The organism is Nocardia sp. NPDC060255 (assembly GCF_042727395.1).
Taxonomy (GTDB): Bacteria; Actinomycetota; Actinomycetes; order Mycobacteriales; family Mycobacteriaceae; genus Nocardia.
On the sequence record NZ_JBHXAU010000034.1, the window covers coordinates 1 to 22,557 of the forward strand.

23 protein-coding genes are annotated in these 22,557 nt (G+C 67.1%); 11 read left to right on the forward strand and 12 right to left on the reverse strand.

The annotated features are described in order from the left end of the window. Positions 1–153: 153 nt before the first annotated feature. Positions 154–570 (reverse strand): PPOX class F420-dependent oxidoreductase, encoded by a 417-nt coding sequence (locus ACFWF1_RS39220; RefSeq protein WP_379284352.1) that lies wholly within the window; start codon positions 568–570, stop codon positions 154–156. Between the two features lie 46 nt (positions 571–616). After that, entirely contained in the window at positions 617–1,015 is a 399-nt protein-coding gene (locus tag ACFWF1_RS39225; protein WP_379284354.1) for a winged helix-turn-helix transcriptional regulator, read from the reverse strand. Between the two features lie 99 nt (positions 1,016–1,114). Between ACFWF1_RS39225 and ACFWF1_RS39230 the strand changes: the two genes are divergently transcribed. Next, positions 1,115–1,963, forward strand: coding sequence for an SDR family oxidoreductase (locus tag ACFWF1_RS39230; protein WP_379284355.1), 849 nt, complete (start codon positions 1,115–1,117; stop codon positions 1,961–1,963). A 72-nt stretch (positions 1,964–2,035) separates the two neighbouring features. Here ACFWF1_RS39230 and ACFWF1_RS39235 read toward each other — a convergent pair whose 3' ends face one another. Next, positions 2,036–2,413 (reverse strand): VOC family protein, encoded by a 378-nt coding sequence (locus tag ACFWF1_RS39235; RefSeq protein ID WP_379284356.1) that lies wholly within the window; start codon positions 2,411–2,413, stop codon positions 2,036–2,038. A 231-nt stretch (positions 2,414–2,644) separates the two neighbouring features. On the opposite strand from ACFWF1_RS39235, the gene ACFWF1_RS39240 reads away from it, so the two are divergent. After that, positions 2,645–3,373, forward strand: a complete 729-nt coding sequence (locus ACFWF1_RS39240; protein ID WP_379284471.1) for a TetR/AcrR family transcriptional regulator — start codon at positions 2,645–2,647, stop codon at positions 3,371–3,373. Positions 3,374–3,406: 33 nt separating this feature from the next. Here ACFWF1_RS39240 and ACFWF1_RS39245 read toward each other — a convergent pair whose 3' ends face one another. Then, positions 3,407–3,940, reverse strand: a complete 534-nt coding sequence (locus ACFWF1_RS39245; protein WP_379284473.1) for a carboxymuconolactone decarboxylase family protein — start codon at positions 3,938–3,940, stop codon at positions 3,407–3,409. A 317-nt stretch (positions 3,941–4,257) separates the two neighbouring features. Here ACFWF1_RS39245 and ACFWF1_RS39250 point away from each other — a divergent pair, with 317 nt between their 5' ends. Further along, positions 4,258–5,127 carry a nuclease-related domain-containing protein gene (locus ACFWF1_RS39250; protein WP_379284357.1) on the forward strand — a complete coding sequence of 290 codons (870 nt, stop codon included), beginning with the start codon at positions 4,258–4,260 and terminating at the stop codon, positions 5,125–5,127. Positions 5,128–5,209: 82 nt separating this feature from the next. On the opposite strand, the gene ACFWF1_RS39255 is transcribed toward ACFWF1_RS39250, so the two are convergent. From ACFWF1_RS39255 to urtA, 6 genes are all read right to left on the reverse strand, one after another. Next, positions 5,210–5,914 (reverse strand): GntR family transcriptional regulator, encoded by a 705-nt coding sequence (locus ACFWF1_RS39255; protein WP_379284358.1) that lies wholly within the window; start codon positions 5,912–5,914, stop codon positions 5,210–5,212. 10 nt (positions 5,915–5,924) lie between these two features. Next, positions 5,925–6,617, reverse strand: coding sequence for an urea ABC transporter ATP-binding subunit UrtE (gene urtE / locus ACFWF1_RS39260; RefSeq protein ID WP_357385207.1), 693 nt, complete (start codon positions 6,615–6,617; stop codon positions 5,925–5,927). Continuing rightward, positions 6,617–7,444 carry an urea ABC transporter ATP-binding protein UrtD gene (gene urtD, locus ACFWF1_RS39265; RefSeq protein ID WP_379284360.1) on the reverse strand — a complete coding sequence of 276 codons (828 nt, stop codon included), beginning with the start codon at positions 7,442–7,444 and terminating at the stop codon, positions 6,617–6,619. The genes urtE and urtD overlap by 1 nt, the downstream gene beginning before the upstream one ends. Further along, complete coding sequence (urtC, locus tag ACFWF1_RS39270; RefSeq protein WP_379284361.1) at positions 7,441–8,589, reverse strand: urea ABC transporter permease subunit UrtC; 1,149 nt, start codon at positions 8,587–8,589, stop codon at positions 7,441–7,443. The genes urtD and urtC overlap by 4 nt, the downstream gene beginning before the upstream one ends. After that, positions 8,586–9,470, reverse strand: a complete 885-nt coding sequence (gene urtB / locus ACFWF1_RS39275; RefSeq protein WP_379284362.1) for an urea ABC transporter permease subunit UrtB — start codon at positions 9,468–9,470, stop codon at positions 8,586–8,588. Before urtB ends, urtC begins: the two co-directional genes overlap by 4 nt. Before the next feature lie 72 nt (positions 9,471–9,542). Beyond that, a complete protein-coding gene (gene urtA / locus ACFWF1_RS39280; protein WP_379284475.1) occupies positions 9,543–10,781 on the reverse strand; it encodes an urea ABC transporter substrate-binding protein in 1,239 nt (412 codons plus the stop codon). Positions 10,782–11,150: 369 nt separating this feature from the next. On the opposite strand from urtA, the gene ACFWF1_RS39285 reads away from it, so the two are divergent. Next, complete coding sequence (locus tag ACFWF1_RS39285; RefSeq protein WP_379284364.1) at positions 11,151–12,977, forward strand: acyl-CoA dehydrogenase; 1,827 nt, start codon at positions 11,151–11,153, stop codon at positions 12,975–12,977. Between the two features lie 84 nt (positions 12,978–13,061). Here ACFWF1_RS39285 and ACFWF1_RS39290 read toward each other — a convergent pair whose 3' ends face one another. Continuing rightward, the gene (locus tag ACFWF1_RS39290) at positions 13,062–13,904 is read right to left on the reverse strand and encodes a TetR/AcrR family transcriptional regulator (protein WP_379284365.1); all 843 of its coding nucleotides are present in this window, start codon (positions 13,902–13,904) and stop codon (positions 13,062–13,064) included. A 75-nt stretch (positions 13,905–13,979) separates the two neighbouring features. Between ACFWF1_RS39290 and ACFWF1_RS39295 the strand changes: the two genes are divergently transcribed. Beyond that, complete coding sequence (locus ACFWF1_RS39295) at positions 13,980–15,215, forward strand: MFS transporter (RefSeq protein ID WP_379284366.1); 1,236 nt, start codon at positions 13,980–13,982, stop codon at positions 15,213–15,215. A 72-nt stretch (positions 15,216–15,287) separates the two neighbouring features. On the opposite strand, the gene ramB is transcribed toward ACFWF1_RS39295, so the two are convergent. Next, on the reverse strand, positions 15,288–16,694 hold the full coding sequence (gene ramB / locus ACFWF1_RS39300) for an acetate metabolism transcriptional regulator RamB (RefSeq protein ID WP_379284367.1): 1,407 nt from the start codon (positions 16,692–16,694) through the stop codon (positions 15,288–15,290). Positions 16,695–16,787: 93 nt separating this feature from the next. Here ramB and ACFWF1_RS39305 point away from each other — a divergent pair, with 93 nt between their 5' ends. From ACFWF1_RS39305 to ACFWF1_RS39330, 6 genes are all read left to right on the forward strand, one after another. Continuing rightward, positions 16,788–18,299: an ATP-dependent DNA ligase gene (locus tag ACFWF1_RS39305; RefSeq protein ID WP_379284368.1), complete on the forward strand. Its 1,512-nt coding sequence runs from the start codon at positions 16,788–16,790 to the stop codon at positions 18,297–18,299. 185 nt (positions 18,300–18,484) lie between these two features. Beyond that, positions 18,485–19,720: a lipase family protein gene (locus ACFWF1_RS39310; protein ID WP_379284477.1), complete on the forward strand. Its 1,236-nt coding sequence runs from the start codon at positions 18,485–18,487 to the stop codon at positions 19,718–19,720. 113 nt (positions 19,721–19,833) lie between these two features. Continuing rightward, entirely contained in the window at positions 19,834–21,099 is a 1,266-nt protein-coding gene (locus ACFWF1_RS39315) for an anion permease (RefSeq protein ID WP_379284369.1), read from the forward strand. Positions 21,100–21,110: 11 nt separating this feature from the next. Beyond that, a complete protein-coding gene (locus tag ACFWF1_RS39320; protein ID WP_379284370.1) occupies positions 21,111–21,395 on the forward strand; it encodes a hypothetical protein in 285 nt (94 codons plus the stop codon). Between the two features lie 10 nt (positions 21,396–21,405). Continuing rightward, positions 21,406–21,741, forward strand: a complete 336-nt coding sequence (locus ACFWF1_RS39325; protein WP_379284371.1) for a DUF3349 domain-containing protein — start codon at positions 21,406–21,408, stop codon at positions 21,739–21,741. Between the two features lie 16 nt (positions 21,742–21,757). Further along, positions 21,758–22,072, forward strand: a complete 315-nt coding sequence (locus ACFWF1_RS39330) for a DUF3349 domain-containing protein (RefSeq protein WP_379284372.1) — start codon at positions 21,758–21,760, stop codon at positions 22,070–22,072. Positions 22,073–22,557: the final 485 nt, after the last annotated feature.

Consider the following 22,557-nt stretch of genomic DNA (forward strand, 5'->3'; position numbering starts at 1 on the left):
GGCGCCGCCCTTCTGCTCCCCGCCGCGCCCGGCGCGAATTTACTAAGTTCCGCGGGCTCCGGCACCTCGGTGGTGCGCGCTGACCACGTGCTCCTCCCCGCCACCGTTTTTCGTTCCCGATTCGTCACCGTCTCGGAGCTGAAGCAGCACTGATCAGAGCATGCCGTACGCGTGCGACGGGGTGAGGATCGCCATGGCGCGGCGGTCGGCGACCATGGCGCGGCGGTAGTCGTCCCAGTCGGGGTGTTCGCCGTTCGCGGCGCGGTAGTAGTCGACGAGGGCCTCGACGGTCTCGTCGTGCGGATCCGCGGCTACCGGGGTGACCGAGGCGATGGCCTCGATGACGGCGTAGGCGAAGAAGTCCTCGCGGGTGACGTGGATCGCGGCCCACGGCTCGCGCACCAGGTTGTGGTACTTCGCGCGGTCCGCGGTGATGGAGATGCGGACGAGACCGTCGCCGCCGATCACGTGCAACACGTTGGACAGTTGCGGGCGGCCGTTACGGCGGATGGTGGTCAGCACGGACCGGCGGTGGTCGCGGGCGAAGTCGACTGCTTGGGCGAGTTCCATGCCGGTATTCAACCGGTAGTGATCCGGGTCTCTTCCCCCGCCCGCCTCACTCGCGGTGGTAGGCCGCCTGCGCGTCGCGCACCTGCGGCATGTTCGTCTCGACCACCAGGACCAGCGCATGCAGTTGATCGGCGACCTGCGCGCCGAGCTCGGTCAACGTGTACTCGACGCGCGGCGGAATGGTCTCGTGCACCTCGCGATGCACCATGCCGTCGCGTTCCAGCGCCTGCAGGGTCTGTGACAGCATCCGCTCACTGACGCCGTCGACCCGCCTGCGCAGCGCGCTGAACCGGTACGAACCCTCGCGCAGCGCGACCAGGGCGAGGATGCCCCAGCGGCTCGCGACGTTCTGCAAAACCGGCCGTGACGTGCAGTTCTTGGCGAACACGTCGGGTTCCAGCGTCGGATCGTCCAGGTCTGGCGACGATGTCGGCTGCGTACTCATGCAACCGATAGTACCCAACTTGACCAAAGTGGTGTATGAATGCATAGTACTTACTAATAGTTAGTGCTTAATGAACCGTACATACCCGTGGAGGTAGTTATGACCGTCGCCGTGACCGGTGCCAGCGGACAGCTGGGCCGTCTCGTCGTACAGGCGCTGCTGCGTGAGGGCGTCACGCCGGTCGCCGTCGTGCGTGACCCGCAGAAGGTCGCCGACCTGGCCGAGCAGGGTGTCGAGGTCCGCCAGGCGAGCTATGACGACGCCGATTCGCTGGACCGCGCGTTCGCCGGGGTCGACCGGGTGCTGCTGGTCTCCGGCAACGAATTCGGCGCCCGAGTTGCCCAGCACACCAACGTCATTCGCGCCGCCGAGCGCGCGGGCGTCGACCTGCTGGTCTACACCAGCATTCCGCAGGGATCGCAGAACACGATGATCCTGGCCCAGGAGCACATCGGCAGCGAGGCGGCGCTCGCGGATTCCACTGTGCCGCACGCGATTCTGCGTAACGGCTGGTACTGGGAGAACTATCTCGGCGGCCTCGCGCACGCCGTCGAGTCCGGCGTTCTGCACGGCGCCGCCGGTGACGGCCGGGTGGCGGGCGCGGCGCGCGCCGACTACGCCGACGCGGCCGCGAAGGTGCTCACCACCGACGGGCACGCCGGTCAGGTCTACGAGCTCGGCGGTGACGAGCGCCTCACCTATGCCGAACTGGCCCAGGCGATTTCGACGGCGGCGGGAAAGCCGGTCCGCTACCAGGATCTGCCCGAGGCCGACTATGCCGCCGCCCTTCAGCAGGCCGGACTGGACACCGACTACGCGAAGGTGCTCGCCGACGCGGACGCGGGCATCCCGAAGGGCCTGCTCGATGTGACCAGCGGCGACCTGCAGAAGCTGCTCGGTCGTCCGTCGACTTCCGCGGTCGACGTATTCCGCGCGGCGCTTGCCTGAGATTCGCACGGCGGCACTATCTTTGATGCCCGTCCGCCGAATATTCCTTCGGTGGACGGGCATCCGGTTGTGCTAGACCCACTGGACGAGTTGCACGATGATGCCGTTCGGATCGCTCATCTGGAAGTAGCGCTCGCCCCACTCCTCGGTTTCGATCGGCGTGACGATCGGCACGCCCTCGCCCCGCAGCCGGGCGTACTCGGCGTCGATGTCGTCCACCACGAACACGACGAGCAGTCCCTCGCCCGCGCTGCCTGCCGCACTCTTCGGCTTGAAGGACGTCAACCCGGTGCGCAGGTAGATCACGTTCAGTCCGGCATCGGGCCGGTCCAGCGAGACGAACCCGTCGGCCGACATCTTCTCGGTGAAGCCGAGGTGGTCGATCAGGAACTTCGCCGAGGCCTGCGGATCGGCGACGTTGAGCGAGATGGCGGAAGCGGTGATGTTCATGGGCTCTCCTCGGCTCGATAACTCTATACTTAGTACGCTGTACTTTGTAGAAGAATTCCCGAGCCGTCGCACTATGACCTGGATCACGCCGATACGATCGGGACGACCAGACGAGGAGGCAGGGTGGACGAGGGTTCGGCGCAACGCTCCGGCGCGGAGAAACCGCCTCGCTCCGGCGAAGCGAAGACACAGCGTTCCGGGAAGCAGGAACGCAGTAGCGCGGGCGATCCCGTGCGCACGCTGGAGTTGCTGTGGCGGGTGCCCAGCGCGACTCCGGTGCGCGGACCGAAGCAGCGCAGCAGCGTTGATGCCGTGATCGCGGCCGCCATCGAGCTCGCGGACGCGGAGGGCATCGGCGCGCTCACGATGCGTGCGGTCGCCACCGAACTCGGCTTGACCCCCATGGCCACTTATACGTACGTGCCGGGCAAGGCCGAACTGATCGATCTGATGGTGGACAAGGTCTACGGCGAGATGGACCGCGCGGACTTCGCCGACCTGCCATGGCGCGATCGGGTCGCCACGATCGCGGCCGAGAATCGCGCCATGCTGGCCCGGCACCCGTGGGTCGCCTACCTGCCGACCACCCGACCGCCGCTCGGGCCGGGCATGGCCGCCAAGTACGACCACGAACTCCGTGCGTTCGAGGGCCTCGGATTGGACGACGTCACGATGGACGCGTCGGTCACCTATGTCCTCGGCTTCGTCACCTCGGTGGCTCGCATCGCCATCGACACCGCACGGGCGGCCGCGGACAGTGCGATGTCCGATCACCAGTGGTGGGAGCGTGCGGCACCGCTATTGGCACAGGTCTTCGACGCGGAACGGTATCCGGTGGGCGCCCGCGTCGGGGCAGCCGCAGGCCAGACCCACGATTCCGCCTACAGCGCCGACCACGCCTATGACTTCGGCCTCGCCCGGGTACTCGACGGCCTGGCCCAGCTCATCGAAAACCCCTGAGCGCCAACCTGTCTCGCGCACGCCTGCTGCGCGCTAGACCCCGTCGCGCTGGATACGCAGGGCAGTGATCGTGGACGCCAGCCCTTCGTACTGGTTCACCAGCAGCACGATTTCGATGAGGCTGCGCTCGTCGTAGTGCTCGGCCAGCGCCGCCCAGTGCGCGTCGTCGAGGTCGCGGGTCTGCACCAGCTGGTCGACGGCGGTGAGCAGTGCGCGGTGCTTGTCCGACCAACCAGGCGCTTCCGGCCCGGTGCGCAGGCGCTCGAGGATCTCCGCCGTCACTCCCGCTCGCTTGCCGAGCCGAATGTGGTGGTCCATTTCGTATTCGCAACCGCTCAGGTGGGCGACGCGAATGATGACCAGTTCCGATTCGTGTCGTGGCAGCCGACCGCCGGGCATGAGTTTGCCCGAATAGTGCAGCCAGCCGCGAAACAGTCCCTTGGTGCGGCCGAGGGTGCTGAACAGGTGTGCGTCATCGGTGCCCGCGGCCTTGGAGAGTACCTGCCAGACAACCCAGTTGATCGGACCCAGCTCGCGCAGTCGTCCGGGTGAAATGCGTGGTCGCAGCGCTGAAACCATGCTTGGTCGACTCCTCCGCGTGGTTGGGCGAGCGGCCAGGCGGTGCCGGGCCGAGCCGTCAGCCTACCGGCGAGTACGCGCCGGATCGAGGCCGTGATCGACACTAAATGGTCCATCGGTCGCTGCGGTGCCGAATTGCCTGCGCACGCTGGCGATTCCACCGTTACGATCGATTTCGTGCGGAGACGGGTAACTCGTGGGGGCACCCAGAGCTCGCCATGCACTCGATCGCAGGCCGGTCGCGCAGCGAATGCGGCGCGCAGGTAGCCCGGCCTGACGAACGTGGAGAGGCGGACGAGCTCGACATGCTGGTGAGGGTCAAGCCCGGGGCGCAGCTCTCCGGTGCCGAACAAGAATTCGTCGAATGCCTGCGTTCGTACCCGACGGCCGCCCTCGCCATGATCGACCTGCAGGTCGGTGACCGGCAGATCGATGCGGTGATCTGGACGCCGCGCGGGCTTACGGTGCTCGAGGTCAAAGGCTTCCGGCGCAGGCAGAGCGGCATTCTCAGCATCGCCGCCGACAGCCCGTGGAAGATCAGCGACGCCGACGCGGACCTGGACGAGCCGTCCGGCAGCCCGTCCGATCGGCTGGAACACGGCATCGCCGCGGTGAAGACGACGCTCGAGCGGGCACTGCTCGACCCGGGGCACGTGTGCGGCGCGGTCGTGCTCGTCCCGTTCCGCGGCGCGGTGGTGCGGCCGTCGCGGACCAATCTGCGACCGGGTCTGGACGTGGTCGTCGGCAATGTCGCCGATGCCACCGAACTGCGCATCTACCTCGAAAGTTTCTCGGCCGGACCACGGAAGTGGACGGCCGACCGGGTGATCGGGGACTGCACTGCGCTCGGTCTCGCCGAGCTCACGCCGTCCCGGTCCGACCTGGTCGAGGCCGGCTTCGAGCAGGTGGCGCAGGAGTCGCCGAGCGTCATTCCGCGCCCGCCCAAACCGCGGGTCGAGCCGACACCGGGTGTCCCGGCGAAACGGCATTCGTACGCCGGCTGGACGGTGGTCGCGCTGGCGGTGATCGGGATGATCGCGGTGATCGGGGTGATCGCCACCTCGCTGGCCCACGACTCCTCGCACCCGAAGCCGCAGGAAACCAGCGTCACGCCGACGCCGGCGCCGCCCCCGACGTCGTATCACCCCTGTTGGCCGTTCCAACAGGACTGCTGAGCGCACCTCGATCGTCCACTCCCCGAATATGTTCGGGATAATGCCACCCGTCATTCAGCTGGGCGGCTGATCTTTCGCGACGTCAATCCCGGACGGCCCGAGCCAGTTTGGTTAGTTCGAGCGCGCGTTGGGCACGGGCGAGGACATGCGCGCGGGAGATGTCGATGTGTGTGGTGAGGGTGTGCAGCGCGGCTTTCACGTTCCCGGACAGGAGTTGCTCGGCGATCGTGATGTGTTCGGCGGTCATGGTGGCGATGCGATCCGGCGTCGGCACGTCCAGGGTGCGGACCGGGCGCACCCGGGTGTGTACCGCGGTAAGTGCTTCTGCCAGTGCGGTATTGCCCGCCGCTGCCAGTAGTGCGGTGTGAAACTGCTCGTCGGCGACCAGCGCGGGCCCCGGCTCGGGCGGGTTGTCGCGCAGCGTGCGCCAGACCTCGAGTTCGGCTCGAATCAGGGCGAGGTCGTGCGCGGGCCTGGCTGCTTCCGGAGAGTCGGCACTTGCTCGTTGAATTCCCCTGGCCTCCAGTACGATTCGAAGCTCGTACAGGTGGTCGAGCTCGTCGAGCCGCGGCCGGTACGGGTACAGCCCGTCGGAGTGCCGCTCGACCAGCCCGTCGGCCTGTAATCGTGCGAGCGCCTCCCGCACCGGGGTGCGCGACACCCCGTAAATCTCCGCGAGACGTTCCTCGCGAAGCCGTTCGGTCGGCACGAAGATCCCGGTGGCCAGATCCCGCCGCAGGGAGTGATACACGCGCTCGCCCAACGGGATCCGCCCCCGGCGCGGCATGGTGGTCAGCTCAGATCGCCATCGCCGAGCGGACCGCGGTCTCCGCGCCCGCGCCGCCCGCACCCGTGGAGGTGACGCGACCGGACGCCAGGATGTAATAGTGCTGTGCCGCCTGCAGCGCGAAGCCGATGTGCTGCTCCACCAGCAGCACGCTCAACCCGCCGCGCTGCGTCAGATCGATGATGGTCCGCTCGATTTCGGCGACGACGGACGGCTGGATGCCCTCGGTCGGCTCGTCGAGGATGAGCAGCTTCGGCTCGGTGATCAGCGCACGCGCGATCGCCAACTGCTGGCGCTGCCCGCCGGAGAGCAGACCGGCCTTGCGGCTCAGCAGTTCCCGCAGCGCGGGGAACAGATCGAGCGATTCGTCGATCAGCGCCTTGCCGCGCTTGCGACCGTCCGCGACCACCTGGAGGTTCTCCGCGGTGGTCAACTGCGGGAAACTCTGTTGCCCCTGCGGCACATACGCGAGGCCGCGGCGGACCCGCCGCGACGGGGCCATCTTGGTGATCGCCTCGCCGTCGAACTTGATCTGACCCGACTTGGTCCCGATCAGCCCGACCGCGGTGCGCAGCAAGGTGGTCTTGCCCGCGCCGTTGTGTCCCATGATGGCAACCACGCTGTCGTCCGGAACAGTCACGGACACACCGTGAATCACCTCGCTCCTGCCGTAGCCGGAGTGGATATCGATGAGCTCGAGCATCAGACGGACTCCTTCACGGTGGTTTCATCTTCGAGGGCCGTGCCGATCGCCGCCGCGGTGCCCAGATAAACCTCCTGCACCTTCGGATCCGCTTGCACCTCTTCGACGGTGCCCTCGCTGAGCACCTTGCCGCCGGCCAGCACGGTCACCGAACTCGCGAACGCGCGCATGAAATCCATGTCGTGCTCGACGACCACGACGACGCGTTCGCCGCCGATGCGGCGCAACAGGTTTCCGGTCTCCTCGCGCTCCTCGGCGCTCATGCCGGCGACCGGCTCGTCGAGCAGCAGCACCGACGCGTTCTGCACCAGCAGCATGCCGATCTCCAGCCACTGCTTCTGGCCGTGCGCCAGGACGCCGGCGGGCTTGTCCCGCAGGTCGCCGAGCCCGGTGATCTCCAGCGCCTCCTCGATGCCGGGCAGCACCGACTTGCGGCGCCGCAGCATGGTGAGCGCCGAACGCCCCGCACCGGCGGCGATATCGAGATTCTGTAGCACGCTGAGCTGTTCGAACACGCTCGCCGTCTGGAAGGTCCGCCCGACGCCGAGCCTGGCGATCTGGTGCACCTTCTTGCCGAGCAGCTCGACGCCGGTCTTCTGCGCCGAGCCGGACGCCGGGACCAGCCCGGTGATCGCGTCGATCAACGTCGTCTTGCCCGCCCCGTTGGGGCCGATCAGGAAGCGCAGATCCCCTTGCAGCACCGTGATATCGACATCGGTCACCGCCTTGAACCCGTCGAAACTCACGGAGAGACCGCGGATTTCGAGATACTCGCTCGACATTCCGGCATTGCCGCCGAGCTTCGGCTCGGGTGTGGTTGTGGTCATCGGGATTCCACCTTCTCCGGCTCGATCTCGGGCTGCGGTTCGACGACGACCGGCGCCGGGGCGACCGGTTCGGATCGGCGGAATCTGCTGTCCAGCAACCCCTTCAGCATCGGCCAGACGCCTGCCAGCCCGGCCGGGATGAAGCCGATCACCACGATGAACAGCACGCCTTGCAGGTAGGTCCACCCGGACGGGAACTCCTCGGAGAACGCCGTCTGCGCCCAGGCCACCCCGATCGCACCGAGCACCGGGCCGAGCAGGGTGGTCCGGCCGCCGATCGCGACGCCGATGAGGAACGCGATGGACGGCACCACGCCGATGTCGGCGGGCGAGATGATGCCGACGATCGGCGTGAACAGCGCACCGGCGATACCCGCGAAGAACGCCGCGACCACGTACGCGACGATCTTCACATTGGCCGGGTCATACCCGAGGAAGCGCACCCGCTCCTCCTGATCCCGCACCGCGACAAGCAATTCGCCGTACCGGCTGCGCATCAGCTGCCGCACCAGCGCGACCACCACCAGCAGCGTGCCCGCCGCGATGAAGAACAGCATTTTCCGGTTCGCCGGATCGGACAGCTTGAACCCGAAGAAGGCCCGGAAGTCGGAAAGCCCGGTGAAACCACCGATTGCTTGCTGCCCGGTCAGCAGGATCGCCAGCGCCGCCGCGAGCGCCTGGCTCAGGATGGCGAAATAGGCACCCTTGACCCGCCGCTTGAACACGCCGTACCCCAGCACCGCCGCCACCAGCGCGGGCAACACCAGAATCCCGATCAACGCCACCGGCCCGGACGCGAAAGGTCGCCAGAACGACGGCAATTCGCGAATACCGGAGATCTCCATGAACTCCGGCACATCATTACCGAGCCGCGACGCATCGGCCATCTGCAGATGCATCGCCATGATGTAGGCGCCGATGCCGAAGAACACGCCCTGCCCGAGCGTGAGCATTCCGCCTCGGCCCCAGGCCAATCCGATGCCCACCGCGACGATCGCGAAGCAGAGGAACTTGGCGAGCAGGTTCAGCCGGAACTCGCTCAACGCGACCGGCGCGACCGCGAACAACAGGATCGCGGCGATGCCGAAGCCACCCAATGCGGTCAAGGTCGAGTGCGCGCGCCACCGTTCTACCAGCGTGGTCATGCCAAGCTCCTTGTGCGCACGGTGAACAGACCCTGCGGACGAACCTGCAGGAAGATGACGATGACGACGAACACGATGACCTTCGCGATCGATGCCGTCGTCGAGTACTCGATGTAGGAGTTGAGCAGGCCGAGCGCGAACGCCGCGATCACCGTGCCCTTGATCTGGCCGAGTCCGCCGATCACCACCACCAGGAAGGCGTCGATCAGATAGCTCTGCCCGATGGTCGGGCTGGTCGAACCGATCAGCGTCAGCGCGACACCGGCGACACCGGCCAGGCCGGAGCCGATGAAGAACGTGCTGATATCGGTGAAACGACTTGACACACCGCTGGTTTCGGCGAGACCGCGGTTCTGCACGACGGCCCGGATGCGCCGCCCCATCGGCGTGGTCTTCATCACCGTGGCCAGGATGATCACGGCGGCCACCGCGAGCACGAGAATGAAGATGCGACTCTTCGGTACCACCGCGCCCAGAATGGTGACACCACCGCTGAGCCACTCCGGCGCGACGACATTCTTGGCGGGCGCGCCGAAAATGTCACGGGCCAGCTGCTGCAGCACCAACCCGACACCGAAGGTGACCAGCAGGGTGTCCAGCGGCCGGTCGTACATCCAGCGGATCAGGCCCATCTCCAGCGCCGCACCGAGCAGGCCGCCTACCAGGAAGCCTACGAGCAGCGACACGACCAGCGACACACCGGCCGACGAAATGACCTTCTGCACAACGTAAGTCGTGTAGCACCCGGCCATGATGAACTCGCCGTGCGCCATGTTGATCACGCCCATCTGACCGAAGGTCAGCGACAGGCCGAGCGCGGCGAGCAACAGAATTGATCCCAGACTCAGCCCGGTGAAGAGCTGGCCGATCACGACGTCCATAAGGACTCCTCGGATATCGGGCCGGTGTGGGGTGGCCGCGAAATCACCGCCACCCCACACCGATCGGGCGAACTACTTGAGGCCCTTGGCCCAGTCGTAGGACTTCAGGTACGGGTCCGGCGTCACGGCCTTGCCCGAGTCCCACACGGTGTAGATGAGCCCGTCCGGCCGGATCTCGCCGATCCGCGCGGTCTTGGTGATGTGGTGGTTGGTGCCGTCGACGGTGACCAGCCCCTCGGGCGCTTCGAACGTCACCCCGTCGGCCGCGGCCTGAATGTCGGCCACCGCGAACGACTTCGCCTTCTCCACCGTGTTCTTCCACAGGTAGACCGATGCGTACGCGGCCTCCATCGGGTCCGAGGTCGGCTTGTCCGCGCCGAACGCGGCCTTGTAGTCGGTGACGAACTTCTTGTTCACCGGGGAGTCCACGGTCTGGTAGTAGTTCCACGCGGTGAGCTGCCCGGCGACGTTCTGCGCGCCGATGCCCGCGACCTCTTCCTCGGCGATGGACACCGAAACCACCGGCATCTCAGCGGCTTTCAGGCCCGCGTTGGTGTACTCGCGGAAGAACGCGACGTTCGAGTCGCCGTTGAGGGTGTTGAATACCGCGCCCGCCTTGGCATTACGCACCTTGTTGACGATGGTGGAGAAGTCGGTCGAGCCGAGCGGGGTGTAGTCCTCGCCCTTGATCTCGATGCCGTTGGCCTTCGCGTACGCCTTGATCTCACGGTTGGCGGTCTGCGGGAAGACGTAGTCGGAGCCGACCAGGTAGAGGGACGTAATGCCCTTCTGCTTCAGGTAATCCAGGGCCGGAATGATCTGCTGATTGGTGGTCGCGCCGGTATAGAAGATGTTCTTGCTGTCTTCCAGGCCCTCGTACTGCACCGGGTAGTAGAGCAGCGAGTTCAGGCTCTCGAACTTCGGCTTCATCGCTTTGCGGCTCGACGAGGTCCAGCCGCCGAACACCGCCGCGACGCAGTCGGAGCTGATCAGCTTCTCGGCCTTCTCCGCGAAGGTCTTCGGGTCCGACGCGCCGTCCTCGAGCACCAGCTCGACCTTCTTGCCGAGGACCCCGCCCGCGGCGTTGATCTGGTCGACCGCCAGCTTGGTCGAGTTGGCGACGGTGACCTCGGAGATCGCCATCGTGCCGGACAGCGAGTGCAGCGAGCCGATCTTGATCGAGTCCTTCGACGTGTCAACGCAGGAGGCGGCGTTCGAGCCGGTCGTGGTGGCGTCGTCCTTGGCGCCACAGGCGGTCAGCAACAAACCGGCGAGCGCCACTGCGGTAGGTACCGCCATCGCCTTGACCATGCGCCGGGAGCGGTGTCGATGGATGGCACGGGAATCTGACATGGGGCGGGACCCTTCTCACTTCATCAGGTAGTTCGGCGGCGCGACGTGCACCGCGGCGAATACCTCCGCCTTTGCCCCGGTCAAAGCTGTCGACCGGGATGTATACAGGCGGTGTATTCGTGGTGCGAACGTTAGACAGAAGTTGTTGCGCCGGAATATCTCTCGGTGACGAGTCCGTTGCCTGTGTTTCGGCCGTGTGAACGTTTGCGGTTACCGTCTGGTGAACCCCGGTGAGGTGGCCGCGAGCCTACGGTTGCGTAGCGTGACCGCGGTACGGCAGGCTGCGTTTGTACATCGTCAAAACGGCCGAAACCTGGGAGGACCGTCGTGGGTCACTACAAGGCGAACGTGCGTGACATCGAGTTCAATCTGTTCGAGGTGTTCGGGCTGGACAAGCTGCTCGATACGGGCGCCTACGGCGATCTCGACTCCGATACCGTGCGCGAGATCCTGGCCGAGGTGAAGCGGCTGGCCGAGGGGCCGATCGCGGAGTCCTTCGCGCCCGCCGACCGCGATCCGGTGGCCTTCGATCCGGCCAACTACTCCGTCACGGTGCCGGACGCGCTGCGCAAGACCATCACGGCCGTGCACGACGCCGACTGGAGCAGGCTCGGGCTGCCGGAGGGGATGGGCGGCACGCCCGCGCCCGCCGCGGTGGTGTGGGCGGTCCAGGAGCTGATCATGTGCGCCAACCCGGCGGCGAGCTTCTTCAACATGGGCCCGGTGATGGCCGCGGTGCTCTACAACGTCGGCAACGAACAGCAGCAGCACTGGGCCACCCAGGGCTACGAACGCGGCTGGCAGGGCACCATGGTGCTGACCGAGCCGGACGCGGGCTCCGATGTCGGTGCCGGCCGCACCAAGGCGACCGAACAGCCCGACGGCACCTGGCACATCGAGGGCATCAAGCGCTTCATCTCCGGCGGCGACGTCGGTGACACCGCGGAAAACATGTTCCACCTGGTGCTCGCCCGCCCCGAGGGCGCGGGCCCCGGCACCAAGGGCCTTTCGCTGTTCTACGTGCCGAAGTTCCTGTTCGATGCCGAGACGCTGGAACTCGGCGCCCGCAACGGCGTGTTCGCGACCAATCTCGAGCACAAGATGGGCCTGAAGTCCTCGCCCACCTGTGAGCTGACCTTCGGCGGCGACGTGCCCGCGGTCGGCTGGCTGGTCGGCGACGTGCACAACGGCATCGCGCAGATGTTCCAGGTGATCGAGAACGCGCGCATGGTGGTCGGCATCAAGTCCACCGGCACCCTGTCCACCGGGTACCTGAACGCGCTCGCGTACGCCAAGGAGCGCGTGCAGGGCGCCGATCTGACCCAGATGACTGACAAGGCCGCACCGCGGGTGCCGATCACCCGGCATCCCGATGTGCGGCGCAGCCTGGCCATGCAGAAGGCGTATGCCGAGGGCATGCGTGCGGTGTACCTGTACACCGCAGCGCATCAGAATCCCGATGTGGCGCAGCTGGTTTCGGGCGCGGACGCCGAATTGGCGCACCGGGTCGACGATTTGCTACTGCCGATCGTCAAGGGTGTCGGTTCCGAGCGGGCCTACCAGTACCTGACGGAATCGCTACAGACGCTGGGTGGTTCGGGCTACCTGCAGGACTACCCGATCGAGCAGTACATCCGCGACGCGAAGATCGACTCGCTCTACGAGGGCACCACCGCCATCCAGGCGCAGGACTTCTTCTTCCGCAAGATCATTCGGGACAAGGGGGTGGCGATCGGGCACGTCACCGGGCAGATCGCCGCGTTCCTGGACACCAAGAGCGGCCGGTTCGAGACCGAACGCGAGCTGCTGCGTACGGCTTTGGGCGATGTGCAGGCGATGGCGGCCACGCTGACCGGCTATCTGATGGCGGGCCAGCAGGATCCGGACGAGCTGTACAAGGTCGGCCTCGGCTCGGTGCGCTTCCTGCTCTCGGTCGGCGACCTGCTCATCGGCTGGCGGCTGCTGGTGCAGGCCGAGATCGCCGCCGCCGCACTGGCGGCCGAAGCGCCCGCGAAGGATCGGCCCTTCTATACCGGAAAGATCGCTGCGGCAAGCTTCTTCGCGAAGAACGTACTGCCGGAGCTGACCGCGAACACGGCGATCATCGCCGCGATCGACAACGACATCATGAAGCTGGACGAAGCCGCCTTCTAACACCACAACCTGACCGAAGGCGCCCTTCACTCGACTGGACCGAGCGAAGGGCGCCTTCGGTCGGTGCGGGTGGGCCCGGGGGCGTCAGTCGGCGAGGAGTTTGAGTACGACGGGGCGGGACAGCGTGCCCGAGACATCGCGGGCGAGTTGGTTGGCGCTGGTGCCTTCGGCGTGGGCGTCGCGTAGGGCGGCGGCGAGTTCGTCGCGGGCCGCGTCGGCGGCTGCCTGGGCCTCGCGGAGGCGTTGGGCTGCTCGGTCGACCCTGGTGGGTTGATCGTCCCGAGTGGTCAAGGTGTTGACCGGTGCGGTTTCCGGTGGTGACACCGGCGGGTCTGCCTTCATCGCGGGCGGGAGATTGCGCATTGCCGCCTTGGCGAATTCCTGCATGAACTCGCGGGTCGCGTCCTTGTCCTCGGCGGCGTTGCCGAGCAGCAGCCGGGTGGTCTGCGGCACGGCGAGGCTCCAGTTGGACATGCCGCACAGGGCGAGCAGCAAGCGTCCGGCGTACTGTGCGTCGACGCCGAATTGTTCGATGGCCCTGTCGAATTTCTGCTCGTAGTGCTGCGCGCGCCAGCCGTCGATGTCGTGTGCGTCGACGCCGCGATGCAGGCCCTCCCACAGCAGCAGCCGCAGTAGTTGCGGGTGGTTGTTGTGGTAGTCGAACAGCTTGCCGACGTACCGGCCCGGGTCGGTCTCGGTCAAGGGTTGGACCACGTCCATGAACTCGCGCATGGTGTCGATCAGGATGACGTCGAACAGCTTGTCCTTGCTGCCGAACAGGCCGTAGATGCGTTCCTTGTTCACGCCCGCGGCCTCGGCGATGCGATCGACGCGCGCGCCTGCCAGGCCGTATTCGGCGAATTCGTCTCGCGCGGCACGCAACAACGCCTGCTTGGTCGCGTCGCTGCGCTTGATGGTGGCCGTCATGACCGCGATTTTACCATCTCATTAAACCAACTATTTGGTTGACAATCGATCTGTCGCAGTCCTAGTGTCGTCTTCATGGCAACGCCGACCCTTCCGCTCACGACCGGTACTCCGGCCGCCGCGCCCGCCCTGAGCGCATCCCCGCGTGCGCACACCGCGCGCACCGTGCCCGTCTTCGTCCTGTCCGCGCTGCTCGCGACCGGCCAGATGTACATCCCGATTCCCCTGTTCACGGCCATGAAAGCGGACTGGAATGTCGGCTCGGGCGTGATGACCTGGATCATCAGCGCGTTCGCCTTCGGCTATGCGGGCGGCTTCGTGCTGTTCGGGCCGCTGTCGGATCGCTACGGGCACCGCCGGGTGCTGATGACCGGCATGCTCGTGGCCGCGGTGGTTACCCTGTTGACCGGCCTGGCGTTCAGTGCCCCGATCGCGGTCGGGCTGCGGATCGTGCAGGGCCTCGTCGTCGGGTCGATTCCGCCCGCGATCATGGCCTATGTGGCCACCCGGATCACGCCCGCGCACCGCGCCGTGGCGACCATGTCGGTGGCCACCTCGTTCCTGGCCGCGACGGTGATCGCGCAGATCGTCTCGCAGGCGGTGGTCGCCTCGTTCCCGTGGCGCACCATGTTCATCGGTTCCGCCGTCGTCTTCGTGGCGCTCGCGGTCGTGCTGCGCCGGGTGATGCTCGACGACGCCCCGACCGGGCGCGATCTGCCACTGCGGCACAGCTACGCCGCGATCCCCGCGGTGCTGCGCATCCGCCCGTTGCTGCCGATGCTGGTCGCGGGCTCGATGAGCATGGCGGTGATGGTCGGCATCTACACCGGCCTCGAGCTCACCGGCGTGGTCAAGGGTTCCGGCGAACTGCTCGCCCTGCGGGCCGGCGCCCTGCCGGTGATGGTGGCGCTGCCGCTGCTGGCGATCCCGCTGGCCCGGCTCACCAAGCACTACCAGATCATGCTCGGCGTTCTGGTCGCGGCGGCCGCCATGGTGGCCGCCACCTTCGAGGGCTCGCACCTGGCCGTGCTGACCATTCTGCTCGCGGTCCTCGTCGGCGGCCTCGGCGTCATCGGACCGGCCGTGCTGCAGAGCGCTGGTGAACTCGGCGGCGAATCCCGTGCCGCCGCAATGTCGGTCGCGATGTTCAGCTTCTATGTGGGTGCCACGGTGGGCCCGCTGGTCGCGGCAGCCGCTGCCCCGCACGGCTTCTCGGCGCTGGCCTGGACCCTGGCCACCCTGTTGGTCATCGCGCTGGCCATGACCCTGGTCGGTCTGCGCATCCAACGGCGGGCGCTCGCCGTGGCGTGAGCCGACGGAACACCCGGACACGAAGGCCGGCAACGCGATTCAGCGTTGTCGGCCTTCGTTGTCGGCAGCTGACTACTTCAGCACGTACGGCGAGACCGAGCTGCGGTGTTCGCTGATGTCGAGGACCTTGCCCAGCGGCGGGAAGGCGCGCTGCGGGCAGTTGAGGCGTTCACAGACGCGGCAGCCTGCCCCGATGGGAGTGGGCTGGACTTGGTCGAGATCGATGCCGTCGGCGTAGATCACCCGGCCCGCGTGCCGTAGCTCGCAGCCGAGGCCGATGGCGAAGGTCTTGCTCGGCTGGCCGAAACGAGTGGCGCGGCGTTCGACGGTGCGGGCCACCCACAGGTATTTGCGGCCGTCGGGCATCTGCGCGATCTGCGTCATGATCTTGCCGGGGTAGGCGAAGGTCTCGTAGACGTTCCACAGCGGGCAGGTGCCGCCGCTGGCGGAGAAGTGGAAACCGGTGGCGGACTGGCGTTTCGACATATTGCCCGCCCGATCCACCCGGACGAACGAGAACGGGACGCCGCGTAGCTTGGGCCGCTGCAACGTCGAAAGCCGGTGGCAGATGGTCTCGTAACTCTGCGTGAAGAACGCCGAGAGCCGCTCGATGTCGTACCGGAAGTCCTCGGCGACCTCGTGAAAGTGTGTGTAGGGCAACACAGTTGCCGCAGCGAAGTAGTTCGCCAGGCCGAGCATGGCCAGCTTGCGGGTGTCCTCAGAGGCGAAATTGCCCTCCTCCACCAGCTTTTCGAGCAGGTCGCCGCATTCGAAGTAGGCGAGCTCGGCGGCGAGCTTGAACGTGCGCTGCCCGCCGGACAGGTGCGGCGCGATCTCCAGCCGCTGGGTGTCCTCGTCATAGCGGTGCAGCACGCCCTCGCCGAGGTCGATCCGTTCGACGATGCGCACGTCGTGCGCGCGCAGGATCCGGGCGACCTCGCTGTTCACGTCGCCGCCGTGGAATCGGATGCGCGCGGTGAGTTCCTCTGCGGCGGTGTCCAATTCGTGGATGTAGTTCTGCCGCTGATAGAAGAAGTCGCGCACCTCCTCGTGCGGCTTGCTGATCGCCGCGCTGCCCGAACCGTCGGCGAACCGGTCCTCGGTGGCGGCGGCCAGCTGGGCGGAGGTGTTGCGGTAGCGGTTGTGCATGTTGACCAGCGCGCGCGCCATGCTGGGATGCGCCGACACCATGTCCGCGATCTCCTGGGTGTCGGCCTCGATACCGAGCTCCTGGTCCATGACGACCTCTTGGAGTTCGGCGATGAGCCTGGTGTCGTCCTGGGAGGAGAAGAAGGTCGCGTCGACCCCGAACACCTCGCTGATCCGCAACAGCACCGGAACGGTGAGCGGGCGCACGTCGTGTTCGATCTGATTGAGGTAGCTCGCCGAGATCTCCAGCTTCTGGGCGAGTGAGACCTGGCTCAGCCCCCGCTCGGTCCGCAGCTGACGAAGCCGCGCCCCGACGTAAGTCTTGGCCATGTGTCCAGTTTATGGGCGCTTTCGCAACCCTGCCAAGGGAGAATTAGCAGCAGTGCTGAGCTATATGTCACAGGCAGGCGTTACCGTCGACGGGTGTTGTTCTCGCATGTCGTCCAGGCTTCGGAGACAGTCCGCGCGACCAGGTCACGCAAGACGAAGATCGCCACCTTCGCCGAGCTGCTGACCGCCGCCGCGCCGGACGAACTCGCGCCGGTGGTCGCCTGGGCCTCCGGTGAGCTCCGGCAGGGCCGGATCGGCACCGGGTGGCGCACCCTGACCGCAATGGACACTACCCCGGCAGTCGTTGCGACGCTGACGGTTTCGGCGGTCGATGCCGCGCTCACCGAGTTGGCCGCGACCTCCGGCGCCGGATCGGCCGCACGCCGCAAGGCCTTGCTCATCGCGCTGTGGACCGCCGCGACCGCGGCCGAGCAGGGGTTCCTGGTGCGCCTGCTGACCGGTGAGCTGCGGCAAGGGGCGCTCACCGCGATCGTCAGCGAGGCCGTCGCCGTGGCCGCCGGCGTGCCGGTCGACCTGGTGCGCCGGGCGTACATGCTGTCCGGTCAGCTGCCGGTGACCGCGATGGCCGCGCTGACCGGCGGTGTCGAGGCGCTCGGCGAGTTCCGGCTCGAGGTGGGCCGGCCGATCCAGCCGATGCTCGCCTCGCCCGGCGCGACGCTGGACGGTGCGATGACCGAGTTCGACGGCGACGTGAGTGTCGAGATCAAAATGGACGGTGCGCGGATCCAGGTGCATCGGGACGGCTCGCGGGTGTGGGTGTTCACCAGGACGCTGCGCGACATCACCGCGAGCGTGCCGGAGCTGGTCGAATTGGTCGCCGGGCTCGATTGCGCCAGCGTGGTGCTGGACGGGGAAACGCTGGCGCTCACCGATGCCGGACGGCCACGCCCCTTTCAGGAGACGATGAGCCGGTTCGCCGAGGTGAGTTCCACCCGAGAACTGCTGCTGCATCCGTATTTCTTCGACTGCCTGCACCTGGACGGCACGGACCTGCTCGACGCCCCGCTGTCCGAGCGCCGCACCGCACTCACGAAAGTAGCTGCCGCACACAGCATTCCCGCGCTGATCCGCCCCGGCGAAGAGGCCGCCGCCGAGTACTTCGACGACGCACTGGCGGCCGGTCATGAAGGTGTGATGATCAAGTCGCTGTCCGCGCCCTACGCGGCGGGCAGGCGCGGCCGGGCCTGGCAGAAGATCAAGCCGACGCACACCCTCGACCTGCTGGTGCTCGGCGCCGAATGGGGCTACGGCCGCCGCACCGGCTACCTGTCGAACCTGCACCTCGGCGCCCGCGACCCGGAAACCGGCGAGCCGGTCATGGTCGGCAAGACCTTCAAGGGCCTCACCGACGCGCTACTCCAATGGCAGACAGCCGAATTCCCGGGGCACGAACGCGAGCGCGACGAGCACACCGTCTACCTGTGGCCCAAACTCGTCGTCGAGATCGCCCTCGACGGCGTACAGGTCAGCTCCCGCTATCCGGGCGGCGTAGCCCTTCGCTTCGCTCGCGTGGTCCGCTACCGCCCCGACAAGGAACCCGCCGAAGCCGACACCATCGACGCAGTCCGCGCCCTGCTGCCGTAAGTCGCACGGCGCGCTCGTTCGCGTCGACTCGCGGGAGTCTCGGCGATGTCGAGCGGTTTGCCTGCCCGTGGTGCGAAGATTGCGCTGCCACTGCACATAACGGCTCCTCAGGGGTTCGGGGGCGGGCCGGACGGCAGTGGGTTCGGCAGTGTGCTGCTTCGGGATCGGGGAAGACGTTGAGTTCTGTGGTGTGGCGGCTTCGCGCTATCGCGCTGGTCGCGGTCCTGGCGGTCAGCGCGGTGCTCGGCACCATGGCGCACGCGAATCCGATCGATGACCTGCTCTTTCCGTCTCGCGATATCGCCGACGCCATGCCGACGCCGCTCGGCGATCCCTTCTACAACCCGCCGGCCGGTTTCGAAACCCTGGCTCCGGGAACGGTTCTCGCGTCTCGTCCCGGCGGCACCGGCGTCACGGGTGTCCCGCTGATCTCGACCGAGCTGCTGCTGCGGTCGACCGATGCGAAGGGCAAGCCTGTCCCGGTGGTCGCCACCTTGCTGATGCCCGCGACGCCGTGGACCGGCCAGGGACCGCGTCCGCTGGTGACCTTGAATCCGGCGATCGACTCCCTCGGCAACCAGTGCGCGCCGTCCTATGAGCTGCGCATGGTGTCGAGCAAGTTGTGGATGGCGCAGCTCCCGCTGTCCAAGGGCTTCGCGGTATTGGTGCCTGATCATCAGGGTCCGCGTCAGGCGTATGCGGCGGGCCTGATGGCCGGGCACGCGGTGCTCGATTCGATCAGGGCCGCGACCCGCACCCCCGAACTCGGCCTGGAGCCTGCGGCGCCGACCGCGATCACCGGTTACTCCGGCGGCGCGATCGCCTCGGCGTGGGCCGCGCAGCTGGCGCCGGCGTACGCGCCGGAACTGAATCTGGTCGGCGTCGCGTTCGGCGGCGTGCCCGCCGACTTCGAGATGCTGCTGCACACCATGAACGGCAGGGACTTCGCCTCCGGCATCTTCCTCGCCGCCACCTTGGGTCTGGCGCGCGAGTATCCGGAGATGCTCGGCCTGATGAACGACAACGGCTGGCGTCTGGTCCGGGTGGGCAAGGACTTCTGCGAGGCCCATGAGGAGACCGTCGGGCTCGTCGCGCCCATTCCAGTAGAGGCGCTCACCGATGTGCCCGCGCCGACCGAGCTGCCGTTCATCCGGCAGATTATGGCGGAGAATCGGCTCGGCGCGATGCCGCCGACCATCCCCGTTTTCCTGTATCACGGGCTGAACGAATGGTGGGTACCGCTGGCCGGTGCCGAGAACCTCTATCAGGACTGGTGCCGGGGCGGAACCCAGGTGGATTTTCAGGTATATCTCGGTGAACACTTCATCGTGAGCACCAGCGGCATTCCGGGCGCGTACGCCTGGATCGAAGATCGATTTGCTGGTAAGCCAGTGAACAAGGGTTGCACCCGATTCGGCTGATCGGCGCCGGTATCCAGGCCGATAGAGGACAGGATCCAATTTAACGCATGGGCGACGCGCGGTGAACCGCAACCACCTGGCAATCCTATTGACCAGTACCGCACACTAGATGCGTGACCGTCGAATTACTGGTTCTTCTGATCGTCATCGTCACAGCACTCGCCTTCGATTTCACCAACGGCTTCCACGACACCGCGAACGCCATGGCGACCTCCATCGCCACCGGTGCGCTGCGGCCTCGGGTCGCGGTGGCGTTATCGGCAGTGCTGAATCTGGTCGGCGCATTTCTCTCCGTGGCGGTTGCCGCCACCGTGGCCAAGGGCATCGTCCGACTCGATGCCGTCCAAGGCCATGACCTACTCATCATTGTGTTCGCCGGTCTGGTCGGTGGCATTCTCTGGAACTTGCTCACGTGGTTGTTCGGCCTGCCGTCGAGCTCCTCGCACGCACTCTTCGGCGGCCTGATCGGCGCCACCCTCGCCGCGCTCGGCTGGAGCGGCGTGATCTGGGCCGCCGGCTCGGACGGGGTGCTCACCAAGATCATTCTGCCCGCCGTGCTCGCGCCGATCGTCGCGGCGCTGGTGTCGGCCCTCGGCACCTGGCTGGTCTATCGGATCACCAAGAAGTCCGATCCCGACAAGGTGGAAACGGGCTTCCGCTGGGGCCAGATCGGCTCGGCCTCGCTGGTCTCGCTGGCGCACGGCACCAACGACGCGCAGAAGACCATGGGCGTCATCTTCCTGGCGCTGGTCGCGCACGGCACGCTCACCAAGAACGCCGACATGCCGATCTGGGTGATGGCCGCCTGTGCGCTCGCCATCGCGGCGGGCACCTACCTCGGCGGCTGGCGCATCATCCGGACGCTCGGCAAGGGCCTGGTGGAGATCGAATCACCGCAGGGCCTGGCCGCTGAAACCGCCTCGGCCGCCATCATTCTCAGCTCCGCCCACTTCGGGCTGCCGCTGTCGACCACGCAGACCGCGACCGGTTCCATCCTCGGCACCGGGATCGGCAAGGGCGCCGAGGTGCGCTGGGGCGTGATGGGCCGCATGGTGGTCGCGTGGCTGCTCACGCTGCCGCTCGCCGGCCTGGCGGGCGCGGCATGCTGGGCCATCGCGCATTACATCGGCGGACTGCCCGGTGTGCTGGTGGTGTTCGCGATCCTGCTCGGGCTCTCCGGGCTGATGTATGTGCGGTCGCGCCAGGATCCGGTCGACACCAGCAACGTCAACGAATGGCCGGACGACACGCCGGGTGGCCCGATCGATTCGGTCGGTGTTGCCGAGCCGAACGGCGCGGCCCGCCGAGATGGTGCAGAATCCGGCACACCGGGCACGACCGCGGAGCCGGGTACGTCGGCCCGGTCGGCGCAGGTTTAGGAGGAGTAGACGTGCACACACTCATCACAAACCTGAACGCGCTCTGGAAGGTCATGCTGGCCGGCCTGATCCTCGGGGCCGGGCTGCCGCTGGTGTTCGCGGTCGGGGTGCGGTTCTGGTCGACCGGTGACACGGTCACCGCGGACGGCCGTGTCGCGCAACGCAATTACCCGGCTTTGGCCGTCGCGGTGGTGTGCTTCGGGCTGATCATCGCCGCGATTGTCACCGGAATCCTTTATACCGCTAAGGCTTTCATTGCCGCGAAATTCGGCATCCACCTGTTCGGACAGGCCTGAAGGGCGAGATGTGACCGATCAAGCGAAATCCGCAGAGCTCAGGCCGAGGGTGCTGGGCCGGATCATCGGCTGGCTGCGTGCGGGCTACCCGCAAGGCATCCCGACCTCCGATTACGTGGCGCTGTTCGCGGTACTGCACCGGCACCTCACCGAATTCGAGGTCGTCGCGATCGCCGAGGAGCTGGCGGCGTCGAACCCGGACAGCGAGATCACCCGCGCCGAGATCGAGGACGCCATCGCGCGGGTCGCGAAGGAGCAGCCCGCCGAGGTCGACGTCGTCCGGGTGGCCTCGCACCTGGCCGCGGGCGGCTGGCCGCTCGCCACCCCACCACCCGACGTCGACTGAGCGCACCCGGTCGCCGATGCCTCCCTTTCTGAACGCCATCATCGACTGGCTGCGGGCCGGATATCCGGACGGTGTCCCGGAATCCGACTACATCCCGCTGCTCGCCCTGCTGCGCCGCCGCCTCTCCGACGACGAGGTCCGCCAAATCGCCGCCGAACTGGCGGGTTCCGGCGACCTGCCCGCCGACAAGGCCGACATCCAGGTGATGATCACCAAGATCACCAACGAGATGCCCTCGGAGACAGACGTTTTGCGCGTCCAAACCCGCTTGGAAGCGCACGCCTGGCCGCAAGACGGATCGTCGGCCGGAGAGACGACACCACCCGTCTGACGAGCCATCGCCGAACCTGCCCCGGCCCCCGAGTCCACGCGGCTCCCAGCTGACTCTCAGCTGCGCTGGGGCGACCATTCAGGTGCGGCGAGCAAGCTGACCTAGTCGGAATCGCCTGACCACTCCGATAACTCGCCTGGTGGGCCTCTGCCCGAGCCCACCACCCCGCCGGCCGGCGGCGTAGGTCCCTCGCCCACGCCGCCGGCCGTCCACGTCAGGCGGTGGCTCCGTGCGCGCGGAGGTCCAATTCCGGAAATCCAATGGTTTGCCCGGGGCGTGAGGTTCGTAGGGGACTCTCAGGTGGGCTGGGGGGAAGTGCTCAGGTGGGGGAGGGAGAGTGGAGGGTGTTGACCTTGGTGGATCGGCTGCCCCGGTTCACCCCTCCCCGGGGGGGGGGGGGGGGGGGGCGCCCCCCCCCCCCCCCCCCAAAAATTTAACACCCGCACGGGGGGGGCGGGTTGATAAACGAGGTGTTGGGCCCCCCC